The sequence below is a fragment of the Streptococcus mitis genome (assembly GCF_946190275.1).
Classification (GTDB): domain Bacteria; phylum Bacillota; class Bacilli; order Lactobacillales; family Streptococcaceae; genus Streptococcus; species Streptococcus mitis_DC.
In genome coordinates this window covers 95656-115186 of sequence record NZ_CAMHZQ010000005.1, presented here as the reverse complement: position 1 = coordinate 115186, position 19531 = coordinate 95656, and the positions used below count along the sequence as shown (strand labels likewise).

Sequence of the window (19531 nt, the reverse complement as noted above, 5' to 3'; positions counted from 1 at the left end):
CGGGATTTTTCTATTCTTCTAGCTATCAAATTCACTTAGGTATTCATAGCGCTCGTATTTTTCAAGGAGTGCTTCGTTTTTCTCATCCAATTCTTTTTGGAGAGTCGCTAGCTTACCAAAGTCAGAGCCATTGTCCTGCATTTCCTCTTCAATCGCAGCGATACGATTTTCCAAGGCTTCAATATCGTCTTCGATACTTGCCCACTCCTGCTTTTCTTGATAGGTCATGCGTTTCTTATCTTCTCTAACCTTGACTACTTTTTCCTTTTCAGCCTTTTGTACTTGATTAGCCATCTCTGTTTCAAAGGCTTTTTCATCAAGATAGTCCGTGTAATGACCAAAGAATGGACGAATCTTGCCATCCTCAAAAGCGAGAATCTTGGTCGCTACCTTATCCAAGAAATAGCGGTCGTGGCTAACTGTCAAGACAGGACCTGCAAAGCCTTGCAAGAAATTCTCCAAAACTGTCAAAGTTGCAATGTCCAAATCATTTGTCGGCTCGTCCAAGAGGAGAACATTTGGCTTTTCCAAGAGCAGTTTGAGGAGATAAAGACGTTTTTTCTCTCCACCAGACAATTTCTCAATCAAGGTTCCATGCGTCGAACGTGGGAAGAGGAACTGCTCCAGCAACTCTGCAATGGAAGTCGTAGAACCGCCACTGGTCTTGACTTCTTCTGCCACTTCCTGCAAGTAATTGATCACTCGCTTACTCTCATCCAATCCCTCAATTTGCTGAGAGAAATAGGCAATGCGAACTGTTTCCCCAATCACAACTTGTCCTGCTGTCGGCTCAAGACTTCCTGCAATCAGGTTGAGTAGGGTTGATTTCCCCACACCGTTGTCCCCAACGATTCCAATACGATCTTTGGCCTGCACCAAGAGATTAAAATCTTGCAAAATAGGCTTGTTTTCATAGGCAAAGGAAACATTCTGAAACTCGATGACTTTTTTACCAATCCGACTGGTTTCAAAGTTCATGGCCAAGTCTGTCTCAGCAACTCCACCTGAAACTTCTTTCTTCAGGTCATGGAAACGATTGATACGAGCCTGCTGCTTGGTCGCACGAGCTTGCGGTTGTCTGCGCATCCAGGCCAATTCTTGCTTATAAAGCTGTTCCTTTTTATGGAGAAGAGCCGCATCGCGTTCATCCTGTTCCGCCTTGAGGCGAACATAGTCCTGATAATTGCCCTGATACTCTGTCAAGCCTGCGCGATCCAACTCGAAAATCCGTGTTGACAGCGCATCTAAGAAATAACGATCGTGGGTAATAAAAAGGACGGTCTTCTTGGAATTTTTCAAAAAGAGGGTCAGCCACTCGATGGTCGCAATGTCCAGATGGTTGGTCGGCTCATCCAGTAGCAAGAGGTCATGGTTGCCAAGAAGAACTTGCGCCAACTGGACCCGTCTTCTTAGACCACCTGACAATTCCCCAACAGGAGTCGACAAGTCCTGAATACCCAGCTTACTAAGAACCGTCTTGACCTGACTCTCAATTTCCCAAGCTTGAAGAGAGTCCATTTCAGCCATGACCCGTTCCAAACGTACCTGCTTGTCCTCACTGTAGTTGAGCATGATCAACTCGTACTCACGAATGAGCTGGATTTCCTTGAGGTCGCTTGATAGAACCGTATCCAAAACCGTCTTGCTATCATCAAAATCAGGATCTTGAGTCAAGTAACCAATCTGGTAATCATTCTTAGCTGAAAATGGACTAACATCCCCATCAAAGCCAGAAACACCAGAAAGAACATCTAAAAGGGTGGTCTTCCCTGTTCCATTGACACCAATCAAACCAATTCTGTCTTGGTCATGGATGATAAAGGAAATATCCTTAAAAACGGTCTTGTCACCGACGGATTTACTTAGTTTTTCAACGATAAAATCACTCATTTTTTCTCCCTTAGATAAGCATGGATGGCTTGTCGGTCATTTTCCAATTCTCCATCGACAATGGTATACTCAATCTCTGTTAAAATCTCTCCCAAGTCTGGACCTGGTTGATAGCCATATTCCTTAATCAGAATACCGCCATTGATCTGAATTTCTTTCTTATCATGAATGGTCAAACTCTGGTAAGTTTCAGTGATGGCTTGTGGGTTGACTGGTTCCCCTTGAGCCTGACGAAGATTTTCAGCCTGTAAAAGCAAAGCCAAGTCAAAGCGGTAACAATCGCGCTTGCTCAATTCTCCCTTTTCACGCAGAGCCAAAATAGTCAGCAAATCCTGTACCTGCTTGGCAAACTGGCGTGAGGTCTTCCAAGCTTTCAAAAATGGCTGCGCATTTTCAATCTCCAAAGCCCACAGTAGAGCTGCCCAGGCTTGTTCAGAAGATTCAAAAGTGAAATCAATCTCTAAATCAAACAGTCTGTTGAGCTTGTCCTGGCTAGCTGCCATATCAGGGAGATAGTCATAAGCTTGACTCTCAATCATGGAAGCCAAGCCCCTTCTCCAAAAGGGAGCCAGCAAGAGTTTATCAAACTCAACAAAGGTACGCTCCACAGAAATTTTCTCCAAAAGTGGCGTCAAAGTCTTCATCGCTACAAAAGTTTCTGACTCAAGTTCAAAGCCAAGGCTAGCCTGAAAACGAAAACCACGCATAATACGCAAAGCATCTTCGTTGAAACGTTCACTAGCCACTCCAACTGCTCGCAAGACTTGGTTTTCCAAATCTTCTAAACCATGGAACAAGTCAACGATTTCCCCCGTCTCATCTAAGGCAAAGGCGTTGACTGTAAAATCACGGCGCTTGAGGTCTTCTTCTAGCGAACGAACAAAGGAAACCGCGCTGGGTCTACGATAGTCCACATATACATCCTCTGTCCGAAAGGTCGTTACCTCATACTCCTCATCGCCATCTAAAACCAAGACCGTTCCATGCTCGATTCCGATATCGGCTGTTCGCGGAAAAATCTGCTTGGTTTCTTCTGGATAGGAAGATGTCGCAATATCCACATCGTGGATGGGACGATTGAGGAGGGCATCTCGAACAGAGCCCCCAACAAAATAAGCTTCAAAACCTGCTTCTTTAATTTTTTCTAATACTGGTAAAGCCTTCTGAAATTCAGAAGGCATTTGCGTTAATCTCATAATAAGTGTTCTAATCCATAGACAAGCTCATGACGCTTGACAACTTCTTTAATTCCCAAATTCACCCCTGTCATGAAGGAGATGCGATCATAGGAGTCATGACGAAGGGTCAATCCTTCTCCTTGATTGCCAAAGATGACTTCCTGATGGGCTACCAAGCCTGGTAAACGAACTGAGTGAATCCGCATGCCATCAAAGTCAGCACCACGGGCACCTGCAATCAATTCTTCCTCATCAGGCGCACCTTGCTGAATAGACTCTCGAACTTCTGCCATCAACTCAGCTGTTTTAATAGCTGTTCCACTCGGAGCATCCTTTTTCTTGTCATGATGAAGCTCGATAATCTCCACATTTGGGAAATATTTGGCTGCCTGCGTCGCAAATTGCATGAGCAAGACAGCACCCAAGGCAAAGTTAGGAGCGATCAAGCCCCCCAAATCTTGGGTACGAGAAAATGCTTTTAGCTCTGCAATTTCTTCACTTGTAAAACCCGTCGTTCCAACTACTGGAGCAAAGCCATTTTCAAGAGCAAAGCGTGTATTTTCATAGGCAACAGCTGGAGTAGTAAAATCTACCCAGACATCCGCTTCAAAGTCTGCTAAATCAACCTTATCCTTGAAAACAGGAATTCCCTGCCATTCTGACTCAGACTCAAAAGGATCCAAAACTGCTACCAAGTCCAAGTCTGGATCAGCCAAGACCATCTGGCAAGCAGCTTGACCCATCTTTCCCTTAAAACCAGCAATAATTACTCGAATACTCATCTCTACTCCTGTCTAAGATACTAAGGACGTTAACTGCCCATGAAAAATAGGGAATGACGCTGACTTTACACGAAAGGCAAGACAGGCATCTTTTTTCAAGAGGCAGGTAGTCCGTGTTCAATTGCTAAGATACAAAGCCTGTAGGAACACAAAGTGAAAATAGGAGTTTTGATCAAGAAGTGTCTACTCCTTGGAAAATCTATCTTTTTCACAGAGGGTTCCAGGCGTGTTCAATTATCAAGATACAAAGGACATTAGCTACCCATGAAAAATAGGGAATTGCGCTGACTTTCCACGAAAGGCAAGACAGGCATCTTTTTTCAAGAGGCAGGTAGCCCGTGTTCAATTGCTAAGATACAAGGCATCTTAACTAGCCTAGAAGCGCCAACTAAATCACTGGAATATAACCCAGAGCAATGCTTCCTGATCCTAGGTGTGTCCCAATGACACTACCAAATGTAGCTAGTGAAATATCCGTACCCACTCCAGATTCAAGCAAGTGTTGACGCAACTCTTCAGCCTTTTCAGGAGCATTTCCGTGAATGACAATGACCCGATATTGGCCTGAAGCCGTTGTTTCCTTGATAATTTCAATTAAGCGTTTGGTTGCTTTCTTTTCAGTACGAACTTTTTCGTAAACTTCAATCACACCTTGATCGTTAAAATAAAGGATTGGCTTAATGCTTAGCAGATTACCCAAAATCGCAGCCCCATTTGAAAGACGTCCACCTTTTACCAAATGATCCAAATCATCTACCATGATAAAAGCTGACGTACGGCTGATTTGAATGGCTAGCTTATCCTGAATGATAGCAAAATCATCTCCTTGATCTCGCCAGTTAAAGACGCTTTCAACCATGATACCCAGAGGAGCACTTGTAATCAAAGTGTCTGGAAAAGCAATGGTTAAGCCCTCATATTCATCTATCATATACTGGATATTTTGGTAAAAACCTGAAATTCCAGAAGATAGGAAAAGCCCCAAAGCATGGGTATAACCTTGTTCTTTGAGCGAAGTTAAGATTTCATCTAACTTGGCAATACTTGGTTGACTGGTCTTAGGCAATTCAGAAGCCTGAGCCATTTTTTGGTAAAATTCCTCAGCAGTCAGATTGATACCTTCGACATACTCCTCACCATCAATATTGACAGGAATATCCAAGACATACAAATCTTCTCTTTGCAAGATCTCTGCACTGAGATAGGCAGAAGAATCTGTGATAACAGCTAGTTTCATATTAGAACTCCAAATTGATTCCTGGTAAGTCTAATGCAATTTCAGTTACTTCGTAAGTCAAACGGTTGAGCATATTCAAACATGGACGAGCCAAAGTTTCCACTTCTTCTTGGCTCAATTCACTTGGTTCATTGACAATACGGCCATCGATATGATTTACCTGTGAAATGGTTCCACTGATGACAAACTTATCAAATACAATCATAAAGGTCAAGATGACAATTAAGGAAGTCACTTGATTTTCTTGATCATGTTGGAGCAATTGGAAGTTCACATCCACCTTAGTTTCAGGAGCTCCATTTTCATTTTCCCATTCAAAATTACGCGCATCAAAATGATACTGACTAACAAATTCTTGTTCACGTTTAAGATTCATGTCTTTCTCCCTTGGCTACAATATTATAAGCTATTGTACCATAATTTTTTATTTTCATCTAGTTTTCTAGGATTTAGTCAATCCCGATTTCAGCTCGAACTACGTCTGCGATAGTATCAACATAGTAGTCCACTTCTTCTGTTGTAGGCGCTTCTGCCATAACACGCAAAAGGGGCTCTGTTCCACTTGGGCGAACAAGAATACGTCCGTTCCCCGCCATTTCTTCTTCCATTTTCTCGATGATATCCTTGATAGCTGGCACTTCCATAGCCTTTTCCTTCATGGCATTTTCCACTCGAATGTTGACTAATTTTTGTGGATAGATGGTTACTTCTGCTGCCAACTCTGACAAGCTCTTACCAGTTTCCTTCATGATTTTTGTTAATTGAACAGCAGATAATTGGCCATCACCTGTTGTATTGTAATCCATCAAGATGACGTGCCCAGACTGTTCACCACCAAGGTTGTAGCCTGATTTTCTCATTTCTTCAACAACGTAGCGGTCGCCAACTGCAGTGACTACCTTGTTAATACCTTCACGGTCCAAGGCCTTGTGGAAGCCAAGGTTGGACATAACGGTTGTCACGATTGTATTTTGGGCCAATTGTCCTTTTTCAGAAAGGTATTTCCCGATGATGTACATGATCTTGTCACCATCAACGATCTCACCATTTTCATCAACAGCAATCAAACGGTCACTGTCTCCATCAAATGCCAAACCGATAGCTGACCCGCTTTCTTTAACCACTTCTTGCAGGGCTTCTGGGTGGGTTGAACCAACATTAAGGTTGATGTTAAGACCATCTGGTGTTTCCCCTGTAACCGTCAATTGAGCACCAAGGTCTGCAAAGATTTGACGGGCACTGGTAGAAGCTGCTCCATTAGCCGTATCCAAGGCAACCTTCATTCCATCAAGAGGAGTTCCAGTTGAAACAAGGTATCCTTCATACTTACGCAAGCCTTCTGGATAATCTACCAAGGTTCCCAAACCTTCTGCACTTGGACGAGGAAGAGTATCTTCTGCAGCATCTAACAGGGCTTCAATTTCTGCTTCTTTTTCATCATCTAGTTTGAAGCCATCACCACCAAAGAACTTAATCCCATTATCAAGGGCTGGATTATGACTAGCAGAAATCATGACACCTGCACTTGCTCCCTCTGTTTTGACCAAGTAAGCTACTGCTGGCGTTGCCAAAACACCTAGTTTGTATACGTGAATCCCCACAGACAACAGTCCTGCCACCAAGGCAGATTCTAGCATTTCCCCTGAAATACGTGTGTCACGTCCTACAAAGACTTTCGGTGCTTCCGTTTCATGTTGACTAAGAACATAGCCTCCAAAACGTCCTAGTTTAAAGGCCAATTCTGGCGTTAGTTCTAGGTTAGCTTCTCCACGGACTCCATCAGTCCCAAAATATTTACCCATTTTTATAAAATCCTTTTCCTATTTTTAATTCGTTTTTGAACTAGTTGCTTTCGTTGACGAAGATGTCTCCGACGAACTGCTTGTGCTTGAACTTGGCGCTACTGGTTTTGTAGTCACCTTCATTGTTGTATCAAACGGAGTGATAACTACTGGTAAGACAACACCATTGCGGTCGATTGCCTGCAAAGGTACTGAGCCACTGTAATTACCTGTTATGCGTTCGCTGGTTGGTAAAAGCGCAATAACTTTGTCAATCTTAGCTAATGTTTCCTGGTCAGTCGTGACCGAAACGCGTTCATTGGACACGGTTACACTATCAAGTTGTAGCTTGGGATCAATCTGGCTTTGGTCAACTTGTGGCACAACAATCATCCCATCTCGCTTAACCTTCTTCCCAACTTTCACTGTGATCTTTTGAGGCGTTGCTACAGCGGTCAATCCACTTGGAAGATTTTCAATGTTCAAGGGAACTTCAATCGTTCCAACACTAGCATCTGTCAAATCCGCTGTGACCTTAAACTTACGAGTGCTTTCCTGCATTTCACTGGCCAAGGTCACACGATTGGCACCTGTCAGTACCACTGAAACCTCTGATGCAAATCCGCTAATGAAATACTGGTCATCATCATAGTGAATATCGATAGGAACGTTCGTTATCGTATTGGTGTAGGTTTCTGATTTGACCTGCCTTGCGGTATTGTTATTTTGAAAATTAGTCAATGTTGCATAGATGAATAAGACACAAGCAAAAAAGAGAGATGAAATGATATATAGACTATTTTTTCTCATATTTCCAACCTCCTAGCAAACGGTCCTTGAAACTGACTTTTTCCTCAACAGCTGGCAAAAGAATTGTTCGTAGCTCTGCTTCAAATTCTTCAATCGTCAAATCATGCTTGAAAATCCCATTGTAGGTGATAGAGATACCACCTGTTTCCTCTGAGACGATGAAGGTCAAGGCATCGGACACTTCTGATAAGCCGATAGCCGCCCGGTGTCTGGTCCCAAATTCCTTGGAAATTCCTGTACTTTCTGTCAAGGGCAGATAGGCAGAGGTCACTGCGATTCGATTTTCTCTGATAATCACAGCACCATCGTGTAGGGGAGTGTTGGGAATAAAGATATTGATAAGGAGTTCTGCTGAAATTTTGGCATCCAAGGGAATTCCTGTCGCGATGTATTCTTGCAAGGTCCGAACTCGTTGAATGGCAACCAAAGCACCAATTTTACGGGGACTCATGTATTCAACTGACTTAACAAAGGCACGAATCATTTTCTCTTCTGCACTAATTTGAGTAGTAGAAAAGAAATCTGTCGCCCTTCCCAAACGTTCCAAACCAGTCCGAATCTCTGGAGAGAAGATAACAACCGCCGCAATAACCCCATAGGTGATAATCTGATTAATCAACCAAGAAATCGTTGTTAAACCAAGGATATTGGCCACAACCTGAGCTAATACAAAGATCAAGACCCCCCGCACCAAAATCATAATCTTGGTGCCAGCTATCGCTTTTGTAAAACGATACAAAACATAGGTCACAATCAAAATATCAAACAGATTGATGGCAATACTCCAAGGACTAGAAAACAAGCTAGTCCAATATTGCAGGTTGGATAATTGTTGAAAGTTCATCTGCTGTCTCCTCTCTGTCCAAACACGTTCCTCTCTATTATACCATTTTTCTGGCATTTTTTTCCCTATCCTACTTCATTTTAAATTAATGAAAAATATGATAAAATAAATTGACTAGAAAAAACAAAGGAGAAACCATGTCTCAACTCTATGATATTACCATTGTAGGTGGTGGTCCCGTCGGGCTTTTTGCAGCTTTCTATGCCCATCTACGCCAAGCCAAGGTCCAAATCATCGACTCCCTTCCCCAACTAGGTGGACAACCTGCTATTCTCTATCCTGAAAAGGAAATCCTAGACGTCCCAGGTTTCCCAAATCTGACTGGAGAAGAATTGACCAACCGCTTAATTGAACAGTTAAACGGCTTTGATACCCCTATTCATCTCAATGAAACTGTTCTTGAGATTGAAAAACAAGAAGAGGGATTTAAGATTACAACCTCTAAAGGAAGTCACCTATCAAAAACTGTTATCATCGCTATGGGTGGCGGTGCCTTTAAACCACGTCCGCTGGAACTAGAAGGCGTTGAGGGCTATGAAAATATCCACTACCACGTTTCCAACATCCAGCAATATGCTGGGAAGAAAGTGACAATTCTTGGTGGAGGAGACTCAGCTGTAGATTGGGCTTTGGCTTTTGAAAAAATCGCACCAACTACCCTTGTCCACCGCAGAGATAATTTCCGCGCCTTGGAGCACAGTGTCCAAGCCTTGCAGGAATCATCTGTAACCATCAAGACACCATTCGTCCCTAGCAAACTCCTTGGAGATAGAAAAACGCTCGATAAACTTGAAATCACAAAAGTTAAATCTGATGAAACAGAAACGATTGACCTAGACCACCTCTTTGTCAACTATGGTTTCAAATCTTCTGTCGGTAACCTCAAAAACTGGGGTCTGGACCTCAATCGTCACAAGATTATTGTCAACAGCAAGCAAGAATCTAGCCAAGCAGGTATCTATGCTATCGGAGACTGCTGCTACTATGACGGAAAAATTGACCTGATTGCGACAGGCCTCGGAGAAGCTCCAACCGCTGTCAACAATGCCATCAACTACATTGACCCTGAGCAAAAAGTGCAGCCAAAACACTCAACCAGTTTATAAAAAAGAACCACGAGTCACATAGGATTCGTGGTTTTAAAATGAACTACACCTCAAAAGTTAGACAGAAATACATCTAACTTCTGATATGCAGCCCACCTTCTCTTTGCTCTTGTTTGAATAAGAAATTTTTTGAAGAATCATTAGATTATACAAAGTATTCATATCAGCCTTTTAAAGCTATATAAAAACTCTCCAACTATTCTATTATACCATATAAAAAAATAAATAAATAGACTTGTTTTTTTCTTTTTTTGACGTATACTAATAATAGAAAGCGCTTTAAATAAAATAAAAGGAGGTTTTATGAGGAAAGTAAATAAGGACATTTTATTCTTAACTGGAATCATAGTTTTATGTTTTGGTTTTTTATTATTTCACATCAACCCCTATTATGCCGAACCCTATGCAACACTGAAAGAAAGAATAAATTTATTCTTTTGGCAACTATATTGGAGACCTGTAGGAACTCTCAGTATTATTTCGGGTTGCATTATAACTTTCAAAGGATTGAAAAAATAATCTTTTACTCATGAAGAAAGGAAATTTGTTATGATTAAACTGAAACTATTGTTTTTCTCTCTACTATCAAGTCTATTATTCTTAGTCACAACATCTACGGTTTTTGCTGATGTCTATCCTGGTACAAATTATGAAATTGTATCTAATCGTATTGTAAAAGATATCAACACAGGAGAGTTATTGTCATTTTATACAACTGAACTTAGAGACGCCTATTTAGAGTCTAAATCTACGTATCAGACTCGTTCTAATGCAACTGGTGTTGCAGACTATAGAACTAAATACTCTCACTCTTACAAGAAAAGCACCACATCAGGTCCTGTAAGTTCAACTGCCTATGGTGGAAAAGCTGGAGCTACTCTGACTGTAGGTGCAGGTGTTAGCTTTTCTGCTCCGGAGTCTGGAGCTGGACTTAGTTTAAATCACTCAGTCTCCCATAACGTACCACCCTACACTTATGGTTATATTAGACTAAAAGCATCTTACACAGTAAACGTTCGTAAACTAGAAGTTAGATACTTAGGCACCAACAAATGGGTTCCAGCTGGTGAAACCTCTACTATATCGAATGTTAGCGTTTGGAGCGAACTGGTCACTTGGAAATAACTCATTAGAGACTGGGTAAAAACTCAATTTCAGGAGAAAATGAAATAAATTTTCTCACAATAAAACGCATAGTATCACGGTTTTCAATATCTGATATTATGCGTTTTTGATTTTAAAGAGCTAAATTTCTTAACTTAATGACATTGCTTTTTGCCTTTCCCCTTCTTTTTCAAAAAGCAAAAATGTCCTATCAAATTGATAGAGCATGTGATATCATAACGATGGCACTAACGATACTCCTTGGAAAAGGAGGTATTACAGATGCCAGAACTTCTCAAAATAGTACTTATCGCAGTCATCGAGAGTATCATCTCATGGATGGTGACTCGTTGGTTAGACGATCACTTCGACAAGTAACTTTCCTGGTTAGTGCTATCTAACCCAGAAAAAATCCCCTTGGTATTGCAGTACCGAGGGGATTTCTGTTTTAGCACTAAAATGCTAGAACTTCTCAATTCTTATTTATTATCTCACATGTTCTGTTCAATTGTCAAGAAAGAGGTGTTTTATATCTTTATAACTCATCGGCTATCTTATTGATTTTTCTGAGTCTGTGATTGACACCACTTTTGGTCAGAGGGGTGCTGAGGCTATCTGCTAACTGCTGGATAGAGTAGTCTGGGTGCTGAATCCGCAACTGCGCCACTTCCTGCAAATCCACTGGCAGGTTTTCTAAGCCCATGATATCTTTGATTTTGCTGATATTGTTGATGGTCTTCATGCTGGCAGAAACTGTCCGAGCAATATTAGCTGTCTCGGCATTATTGGCCCGATTGAGGTCGTTACGGGTTTCTCGCAAAATCTTAACCCGCTCAAAATCATCACGCGCCTGCATGGCTCCGATTACTATCAAAAAGTCCATAATGTCTTCAGCTCGCTGGAGGTAGGTCACAGCCCCCTTCTTACGTTCAAGCACCTTGGCATCCAGTAAAAATTGCTGGAGAAGTGAGGCAATCCCTTGCGCGTGATCCAAATAGACAGAACTGATTTCCAACTGGTACTTACCTGACTCAGGGTCACGAATGCTTCCATTTGCCAAGAAAGCGCCACAAAGATAAGCACGACCGGCTTCCTCGTCTGATAAAATCTCCTCATCAATACCTGTTTCCAGACCAAAAAAGGAGTCTGCCAAGTGCAAATCACTCAACAAGTCCTGCACTTTTTCATCTGTAAAAACGGTATAGACCCGATTCTTACGAAGATTACTTCTTTGGTGATGTCGAATTTCCGATTTGATTTCGTAGAAATGGAGAAAAGACTCATAGAGGTGACGAGCCAGTTTGGCATTTTCTGTCACAACTGACAAGGTCAAACCCGAAGTCGAGAGACCGATACTGCCAGACATCTTGATAATGGCAGATAATTCATGCCGGCTCAGATGGTGTTGACCTAAGATTTCTTCTTTTACTGCTACTGTGAAACTCATTTTCTCACCTGTATAATCCGCATCAACTCGTCCACAATCAAATCCCCATCGTGGAAGGCACCCCCATTTTCCAGACGAAGGAAGTTGGATGAAATCACACGCGGAACTCGCTTACAAAGACCAGCAAAATCATGCTCCACCTGTACCAAGTATTCATCAAACCGGTTGGAATTCATATATTCCTGAGGAACTTTTTCGATATTCACCAAGACCGTATCGATAAAAGGTCGGCCAAGGTGACGATGCAAGACTTCCACGTGGTCGCTATCTGTAAAATGTTCCGTCTCCCCACGTTGGGTCATAATATTGCAGACATAAGCGATTTCTGCCTTGGTTTCCAAAAGAGCCTGGCCGATTTCTTTAATCACGATATTGGGCAAAATCGAGGTAAAGAGGGAACCTGGCCCTAGGACAATCATGTCACTTTCAAGAATGGTCTGCACTACTCGACGGCTAGCCAGAGGTGTATCATCGTTGAGGGTATTGGTCACATAGACATGGTCAATCATGCCCGGATGGTCTGCAATATGGCTCTCTCCAGCCACCTCTGTCCCATCCTGAAAGACTGCGTGCAGGGTCAAAGGATGGTCACTGGAAGGATAAATCTTCCCAGTTGTGTGGAAAAATTTACTCAGCAACTGCATAGCATTGTAGGTCGAACCCTGCATTTCTGACAGACCCGCAATAATGAGATTGCCCAATGGATGGCCAGCAAAGGCTCCAGCATCTTCAGAAAAGCGATACTGAAAGACTTTCTCATAAAACTTAGGCATATCCGACATAGCCACAAGGACATTGCGAAGATCGCCTGGCGGTGTCAATTGCTGCATATTTTTTCGGAGTTCACCTGATGAACCACCATCATCTGCCACCGTTACGATAGCTGCGATTTCCACATCTTTTTCCCGCAGACTTTTAAGAATGACGGGGATCCCAGTCCCTCCACCAATCACCGTTATCTTTGGTTTTCTCATGAACGGTTTACCGTTTCCTTTCTTCGGTCTTTGTCTCGATGCCCTTCATTGACAGGCCAATTCTTGGATAAGTCCTGCGCCAAGCGTTTAGCAAAGGCCACGCTACGGTGTTGTCCACCCGTACAACCCATGGCAATGGTCAAAACAGACTTCCCTTCCTTTTGGTAACTTGGCAAAATCGGCTCAATCAAGGCCAACAAATGTTGATAAAAATCTTCTGACTCAGGATGGTTCATGACATAGTCATAAACTGGTTCATCCACACCCGTTTGGTTTCGAAGTTCTGGTAGATAGTAGGGATTTGGCAAGAATCGGACATCAAAGACTAGGTCCGCATCAATTGGGATTCCATATTTAAACCCGAAAGACATAACTTCGATACGGAAAGACTGGGCTTGTTCCTGATCCGAAAACTGCTCTGCAATGGTTTTACGCAACTCACGTGGAGTGAGTTCAGTCGTATCCACCACATTTTGACTCATATTTTTCAAAGGTGCCAAGAGCTCACGTTCCAGCTTGATTCCATCCAAAATCCGTCCATCTGCAGCTAGTGGGTGACTCCGTCTGGTTTCCTTGTAACGAGCGACCAATTCCTTATCAGCTGCATCCAAAAATAGAATTTTAAAGTCCAGTTCTTCCTTATTTTCCAACCCATCCAAAACAGTTTGAATTTCTGAAAAGAAAGAACGGCTACGCATATCTACTACCAAGGCCAACTTATGGTCGTCTTCCTTTGTTTCCACCAACTGCAAAAACTTAGGCAAGAGAGCTGGTGGCATATTATCAATGGTAAAATAACCTAGATCCTCGAAGGACTGAATGGCTACAGTTTTTCCCGCACCACTCATTCCTGTCACAATCACCAAGTGAAGTTGTTTCTTTGTCATCTTTTTCTCCTTATATCAAAAGAAGTTTGGCAGAACCAAACTTCAACTAGCTTATCCAATCTCTGCGATGACTTCGATTTCGACTTTTACATCACGAGGAAGACGAGCTACCTCTACTGCTGAACGAGCTGGAAATTCCTCTTTAAAGGCCGTTTGGTAAACCTCGTTAAAAGGAACAAAGTCGTTCATATCGCTCAAGAAACAAGTTGTTTTGACAACATGGTCAAAGTCTGTTCCTGCTTCTGCCAAAATAGCACCAATGTTTTTCAAGACTTGTTCTGTCTGTTCTTGGATAGTCTCTCCTACGATTTCCCCAGTTTCAGGAGATAGGGGAACTTGACCACTAGCAAACAAAAGGTTGCCAACGATTTTTCCTTGAACATATGGTCCGATAGCCTTTGGAGCTTTGTCTGTGTGAATTGTTTTTGCCATTTTCTTTTCCTCACAATTTTTCTAAGATTGCATCCCAAGCCTCATCCATCCCTGCCTTGCTGACAGATGAAAAGAGGATGAAGTCGTCACTTGGGTCAAAGTTTAATTTCTTTTTGATTGCTGATTCGTGCTTGTTCCATTTACCACGAGGAATCTTGTCCGCCTTGGTCGCCACAATGATAACCGGAATCTCATAATACTTGAGAAATTCGTACATCTGCACATCATCTGCTGACGGGTCGTGGCGGAGATCCACCAAACTAACAACCGCACGGAGATTTTCCCTGGTTGTCAGATATTCCTCAATCATGCGCCCCCACTTTTCACGTTCCTTTTTAGAAACACGGGCATAGCCATAACCAGGCACATCCACAAAGCGCATCTTATCATCGATATTAAAGAAGTTGAGAAGCTGGGTTTTACCAGGTTTACCTGATGTTCGGGCCAGATTCTTACGGTTCAGCATGGTATTGATAAAGCTGGATTTACCAACATTTGAACGCCCTGCAAGGGCAATCTCTGGCAGGTCATCCTGCGGATAGTGGGATTTATTAGCTGCACTGAGCAAGATTTCAGCATTGTGTGTATTAAGTTCCATAGTCACCTCTAGGCTGTTTCTAGAATCGGTTTATCCGTTCCATCGACAGCTTCTTTTGTGATACGAACCAATTTCACATTTTCCTGACTCGGTACTTCAAACATGACATCTAGCATGGTTTCTTCAATAATTGAGCGAAGACCACGCGCACCCGTTTTGCGTTCGATGGCCTTATTGGCAATCTCTTGAAGAGCTTCGTCGTCAAATTCCAACTCGACATCATCATAAGATAGCAAGGTTTGGTACTGTTTGACCAAGGCATTTCTTGGCTCTTTCAAAATACGAACCAAGTCATCAACAGTCAATTGCTCAAGAGCTGCAAAGACTGGCAAGCGTCCAATCAACTCAGGGATAATACCAAATTTTTGAATATCTTCTGCGATAATTTCTTGCATGTAAGAGCTGTTTTCGTCAATCGCCTTATTGTTTTGACCAAATCCGATGACTTTTTCACCCAGACGTTGTTTGACGATTTCTTCAATACCATCAAAGGCACCACCCACGATGAAGAGGATATTTTTAGTATCCACTTGAATCATCTCTTGTTGTGGATGTTTACGTCCACCTTGAGGCGGCACGCTTGCAACTGTTCCCTCGATAATCTTGAGAAGGGCTTGTTGTACACCTTCCCCAGAAACATCACGTGTGATAGACACGTTCTCGCTCTTCTTAGCAATCTTGTCAATTTCATCCACGTAGATAATGCCACGCTCTGCACGTTCAATGTTAAAGTCAGCAGCCTGCAAGAGTTTGAGGAGGATATTTTCCACATCCTCACCTACATAACCAGCCTCCGTAAGAGCTGTCGCATCCGCAATTGCAAAAGGTACATTCAAGCTCTTAGCCAAGGTCTGGGCAAGGAAAGTTTTCCCTGAACCAGTTGGGCCAATCATCAAGATGTTTGACTTCTGCAAATCCACATCTTCTGACTCTTCACGCGTATCGTGGAAATTGATGCGTTTGTAGTGGTTGTATACTGCTACTGCTAAAGCACGTTTGGCACGATCTTGACCGATTACATAGTGGTTCAAGATATGGAGGAGTTCGATTGGTTTTGGTACCTCAGACAAGTCTGCCAATACTTCCTCAGCCAACTCTTCCCGAATGATTTCCTGGGCTAACTCCACACATTCATTACAGATAAAGGCGTTGTTCCCAGCAATTATTTTTTGTACTTCTTCTTGGCTTTTGCCACAAAATGAGCAATAAACCATCATATCATTATTCCTAGTTGTAGGCATGATTTCCTTCCGTTCTATTCTATACTGTCATTCTATCTAAAATAAGGTCATGTAAAAAGCATGGATACTATTGACCAAATTGGTAAAGGCATTTAACCAGAGCAGGACAGAAAGTCCATAACGCTTTTTACGAAAAGCCTGTGCCCCTGCAAGCAAGCAGACCAAACACAGCATGGCTGTGAAAAAACCAAATATACTACGTTCCATTAGACTTCCTTTCTCTTGCGGTATTGGATGGTAAAATCATAAGGATTTTTGTCATCTTTGGTATAGGATTTGCTTGAAACCGTCTCAAAAAGAGACAAGTCAAACTCCTCAGGAAAATAGGTATCTCCCTCCACACGAGCATGAATGTGAGTCACAATCACTTCGTCAAGGTAGGGCTCAAAAGCCTGAAAAATTTGTCTGCCACCGAGAATATAGAGATTCTTGTCTTGCCCCTGATACCAGTCGAGAACAGACTGGACATCCTGAAAAGTAGTAACCCCATCTATCTTTTCTTCCGGGTTACGTGTCAAAATCAAGGTCTCCCGTTTTGGAAGCAAGCGACGCCCCATCCCATCAAAGGTCACGCGCCCCATCAAGATAGCATGATTCAGAGTTGTTTCTTTAAAGTGTTGCAGTTCTGCTGGCAAATACCAAGGCAGACGATTGTCCTTACCAATCACACCCTCTTCATCCTGGGCCCAAATAGCTACGATTTTCTTAGTCATGCTTCCATCCTTTTCACTGATAGTACTATTTTATCAAAAAACTCAAAAAAAGACTGGTTTGGAATAGCTTACAAGATAGAAAAAATCTGTAAGAAATTTCTTACAGATTTATATATGTTGCTATTGTTTCTTACAAACCAGGTGCTTGTCCAAGTTCTGCGGCAAGCATCCAAACCGTTTTCTCAAGTTCAGCTTTAGCACCAACAAAGATATCGTTTGTCACATCATCACCTTCTTCATCAGTAACATCCAAAGCTTTTTGGAACAGAGTGATGAGATAACGATAAACATCTAGGACACGTTCCAAGCTTTCTTCAACACTACGGAATTCTCCTTCTTCTTCTTCGATTTCACTATGTTGAAGGAATTCTGTCAAAGTAGAGAATGGGCTGCCACCAAGTGTAATCAAACGTTCGCTGATTTCGTCAAGATAGCCATCAAGGCTGTCCATGTACTCATCCATTTTTGGATGCCATACAAGGAAACCACGACCACGCATGTACCAGTGCACTTGGTGCAAAGCCACATGAGCTACATACAAATCAGCAACTGCTTGGTTCAAGACTTCCTTTGTTTTTGCCAATGCTACTGGCGCTGCTTTTGTTAATGATGTTACATCTTTTACTGCTTCTTTTTTCAATTCTACCATTGTTTTTACCTCATTCATTATTATTTGTAATCACTTCTTAATGATTACTACCTTAGTATACTACTAAGTAAAACCAATAGCAAGCCAAATGACTCACATGAGAAAAGTTGCAATAGACTGATAATTTAAGAATTTTTTAGAATGAAACCCAGTCCCCTTACACCTCTCTTATACTCAATGAAAATCAAAGAGCAAACTAGGAAACTAGCCGCAGGCTGTACTTGAGTACGGCAAGGTGACGTTGACGTGGTTTGAATTTGATTTTCAAAGAGTATTAACTGCGACAAAATAAAGAAAAAAGGGATGCAATTTTCTTGCACACCCCTTTCTCAAACTTATATCTTAATACCAAACGCTAACGTCAACACGACCACGAATTCCTTTTAAGTATTCAGATGAGGTATATTGCCATCCTTTTTCACCTGAATAATGAGAATTTGTCCAATCAAGCGCATCAGTATAAGCAGCAACCCAGTTAACATGTTGCAAAATATCAGGATGATTCAAACGAGTTTGCAAAAGTTGACGGTAGCTATAAACATTCACATTTTGATAACCAGCCTGCTTCATTATTGCCATATACTTGTTGATAATCTTAACCCAGGTTCCAGTATCACTTGGAGCTCTCTTGCTCTTATTGACATATTCCCAGTTCTCAACATCGTAGTAGATAGGGTAAGACAAGTTCATCTTGTATTTTTTCAAGAGTTCAATGGTCTGATTAGCATCATTCTCAGCATCAGTCTCATTTTCAGCATAAGTATAAAGGTAAACACCGTAAGGAATTCCAAGACGGTTTAACTCCTTAATATTATGAGCCAATTCCTTGTCCTCAGTTCCACTATAGCCCAAACGAACAATGACTCCATCTACTCCATTATCATCGATGACCTTTTTCCAGTCACTGATACGACCATTGTGCTCACTGACATCGATGACCTTTTTAACTTGATCAGTCCCAACTTGTTCTTCACGATGGTTAAAGAAATAACGTCTGCCATTTCGGTGAACCCATCCAACATTCAAGTCTTTCTTTTCTTTTAACTCACCTGAGTCAGAAAAAATATAGCGAGCATCATTCATGACTAATTCACCAGTCGCCATAGCACCACTTTCTGTCAAGTAATAGTTACCCTGCCACTCATCTTTAGCCATGTAACCCCACTTCTTGAAATAGTACCACTTGCCGTCTACCTTTTGCCACTCTTGATTTGCATAAGAACCATCAGACTTGAGATAGAAGTAAGATGAATAGGCTGGATCATAAAGCCATTCATTTTGCATCATAGCACCTTGACCATTTAGGAAATAACTTCCCTGCCATTGGCTTTTAGCTAAATAGCCCCATTTTTTAAAATAGTACCATTTACCTCCAACAGAATGCCATTCCTGGTTAGCATAAGAACCATCGGACTTCAGGTAAAACCAATTCTTATAGGCGTTATCATAAACCCATTCATTCTTAGCCATATAGCCACCTGATTTTAGGTAGTAATTGCCCTGCCACTCATTTTGAGCATAACGACCGTCTGACTTAATATAAAACCAAGCCTTATAGTAGTTATCAAAAATCCACTCACTCTTTGCTTTGGAACCATCAGCCTTTACATAATAATCCCCCTCCCAGTGGGCAGAAGCATTGGTCTTTACTCCTGCACTCGTTTGAGTGTTATTAGAAGACTGATTTTGCTCTGAACTACTTGAAACTGTCGTTGTATCCTGCGAAGTTTTTGCTACTTCAGTTTCATTTGCAGCTACATGACTAACTGCCAAGCCTAGTAAAAAGATACTCGCTAATCCAATTTTTCCAATCTTTGTTTTCAATCTTTCCTCTCCTATAAAAAATGGAACAGACATC

General features: G+C 41.9%; 20 protein-coding genes. 2 read left to right on the top strand and 18 right to left on the bottom strand.

Features of this window, described 5'->3' with window-relative positions:
• Positions 1 to 18 precede the first annotated feature (18 nt).
• From N8M20_RS04620 to cdaA, 8 genes are all read right to left on the bottom strand, one after another.
• On the bottom strand, positions 19 to 1890 hold the full coding sequence (locus N8M20_RS04620) for an ABC-F family ATP-binding cassette domain-containing protein (RefSeq protein WP_261079242.1): 1872 nt from the start codon (positions 1888 to 1890) through the stop codon (positions 19 to 21).
• The gene (locus N8M20_RS04615; RefSeq protein WP_314726174.1) at positions 1887 to 3086 is read right to left on the bottom strand and encodes a CCA tRNA nucleotidyltransferase; all 1200 of its coding nucleotides are present in this window, start codon (positions 3084 to 3086) and stop codon (positions 1887 to 1889) included. The genes N8M20_RS04620 and N8M20_RS04615 overlap by 4 nt, the downstream gene beginning before the upstream one ends.
• Positions 3083 to 3850 carry a 4-hydroxy-tetrahydrodipicolinate reductase gene (dapB, locus tag N8M20_RS04610; RefSeq protein WP_261079241.1) on the bottom strand — a complete coding sequence of 256 codons (768 nt, stop codon included), beginning with the start codon at positions 3848 to 3850 and terminating at the stop codon, positions 3083 to 3085. Before dapB ends, N8M20_RS04615 begins: the two co-directional genes overlap by 4 nt.
• Positions 3851 to 4238: 388 nt before the next feature.
• The gene (locus tag N8M20_RS04605) at positions 4239 to 5087 is read right to left on the bottom strand and encodes a DegV family protein (RefSeq protein WP_261079240.1); all 849 of its coding nucleotides are present in this window, start codon (positions 5085 to 5087) and stop codon (positions 4239 to 4241) included.
• Position 5088: 1 nt separating this feature from the next.
• Positions 5089 to 5463, bottom strand: a complete 375-nt coding sequence (locus tag N8M20_RS04600; RefSeq protein WP_001050087.1) for a DUF1149 family protein — start codon at positions 5461 to 5463, stop codon at positions 5089 to 5091.
• Positions 5464 to 5536: 73 nt separating this feature from the next.
• Positions 5537 to 6889, bottom strand: coding sequence for a phosphoglucosamine mutase (gene glmM / locus N8M20_RS04595; RefSeq protein WP_261079239.1), 1353 nt, complete (start codon positions 6887 to 6889; stop codon positions 5537 to 5539).
• A 24-nt stretch (positions 6890 to 6913) separates the two neighbouring features.
• Positions 6914 to 7678 (bottom strand): CdaR family protein, encoded by a 765-nt coding sequence (locus N8M20_RS04590; RefSeq protein ID WP_261079238.1) that lies wholly within the window; start codon positions 7676 to 7678, stop codon positions 6914 to 6916.
• Complete coding sequence (gene cdaA / locus N8M20_RS04585) at positions 7665 to 8522, bottom strand: diadenylate cyclase CdaA (RefSeq protein WP_261079237.1); 858 nt, start codon at positions 8520 to 8522, stop codon at positions 7665 to 7667. Before cdaA ends, N8M20_RS04590 begins: the two co-directional genes overlap by 14 nt.
• Positions 8523 to 8659: 137 nt before the next feature.
• On the opposite strand from cdaA, the gene N8M20_RS04580 reads away from it, so the two are divergent.
• Together N8M20_RS04580 and N8M20_RS04575 are read left to right on the top strand one after the other, a co-directional pair.
• A complete protein-coding gene (locus N8M20_RS04580; protein WP_261079236.1) occupies positions 8660 to 9628 on the top strand; it encodes an NAD(P)/FAD-dependent oxidoreductase in 969 nt (322 codons plus the stop codon).
• Between the two features lie 549 nt (positions 9629 to 10177).
• Positions 10178 to 10753: a hypothetical protein gene (locus N8M20_RS04575; RefSeq protein WP_000593540.1), complete on the top strand. Its 576-nt coding sequence runs from the start codon at positions 10178 to 10180 to the stop codon at positions 10751 to 10753.
• Between the two features lie 514 nt (positions 10754 to 11267).
• On the opposite strand, the gene whiA is transcribed toward N8M20_RS04575, so the two are convergent.
• The 10 genes from whiA to lytC form a co-directional block, all read right to left on the bottom strand.
• Entirely contained in the window at positions 11268 to 12179 is a 912-nt protein-coding gene (gene whiA / locus N8M20_RS04570) for a DNA-binding protein WhiA (RefSeq protein WP_004262315.1), read from the bottom strand.
• Complete coding sequence (locus N8M20_RS04565; protein ID WP_261079234.1) at positions 12176 to 13153, bottom strand: YvcK family protein; 978 nt, start codon at positions 13151 to 13153, stop codon at positions 12176 to 12178. Before N8M20_RS04565 ends, whiA begins: the two co-directional genes overlap by 4 nt.
• Positions 13150 to 14040: an RNase adapter RapZ gene (gene rapZ / locus N8M20_RS04560; RefSeq protein ID WP_261079232.1), complete on the bottom strand. Its 891-nt coding sequence runs from the start codon at positions 14038 to 14040 to the stop codon at positions 13150 to 13152. The genes N8M20_RS04565 and rapZ overlap by 4 nt, the downstream gene beginning before the upstream one ends.
• A 51-nt stretch (positions 14041 to 14091) precedes the next feature.
• Positions 14092 to 14472, bottom strand: coding sequence for a RidA family protein (locus N8M20_RS04555; RefSeq protein ID WP_001140420.1), 381 nt, complete (start codon positions 14470 to 14472; stop codon positions 14092 to 14094).
• 10 nt (positions 14473 to 14482) lie between these two features.
• Positions 14483 to 15070 carry a ribosome biogenesis GTP-binding protein YihA/YsxC gene (gene yihA / locus N8M20_RS04550; RefSeq protein WP_001864313.1) on the bottom strand — a complete coding sequence of 196 codons (588 nt, stop codon included), beginning with the start codon at positions 15068 to 15070 and terminating at the stop codon, positions 14483 to 14485.
• An 8-nt stretch (positions 15071 to 15078) separates the two neighbouring features.
• On the bottom strand, positions 15079 to 16311 hold the full coding sequence (gene clpX / locus N8M20_RS04545; protein ID WP_025169664.1) for an ATP-dependent Clp protease ATP-binding subunit ClpX: 1233 nt from the start codon (positions 16309 to 16311) through the stop codon (positions 15079 to 15081).
• A gap of 36 nt (positions 16312 to 16347) precedes the next feature.
• Entirely contained in the window at positions 16348 to 16518 is a 171-nt protein-coding gene (locus N8M20_RS04540) for a hypothetical protein (RefSeq protein WP_000442260.1), read from the bottom strand.
• Positions 16518 to 17024 (bottom strand): dihydrofolate reductase, encoded by a 507-nt coding sequence (locus N8M20_RS04535; RefSeq protein WP_261079230.1) that lies wholly within the window; start codon positions 17022 to 17024, stop codon positions 16518 to 16520. The genes N8M20_RS04540 and N8M20_RS04535 overlap by 1 nt, the downstream gene beginning before the upstream one ends.
• Positions 17025 to 17154: 130 nt before the next feature.
• Positions 17155 to 17673, bottom strand: coding sequence for a Dps family protein (locus tag N8M20_RS04530; protein WP_049510669.1), 519 nt, complete (start codon positions 17671 to 17673; stop codon positions 17155 to 17157).
• 342 nt (positions 17674 to 18015) lie between these two features.
• Positions 18016 to 19530, bottom strand: coding sequence for a choline binding-anchored murein hydrolase LytC (gene lytC, locus N8M20_RS04525; RefSeq protein WP_261079228.1), 1515 nt, complete (start codon positions 19528 to 19530; stop codon positions 18016 to 18018).
• Between the last annotated feature and the right edge of the window lies 1 nt (position 19531).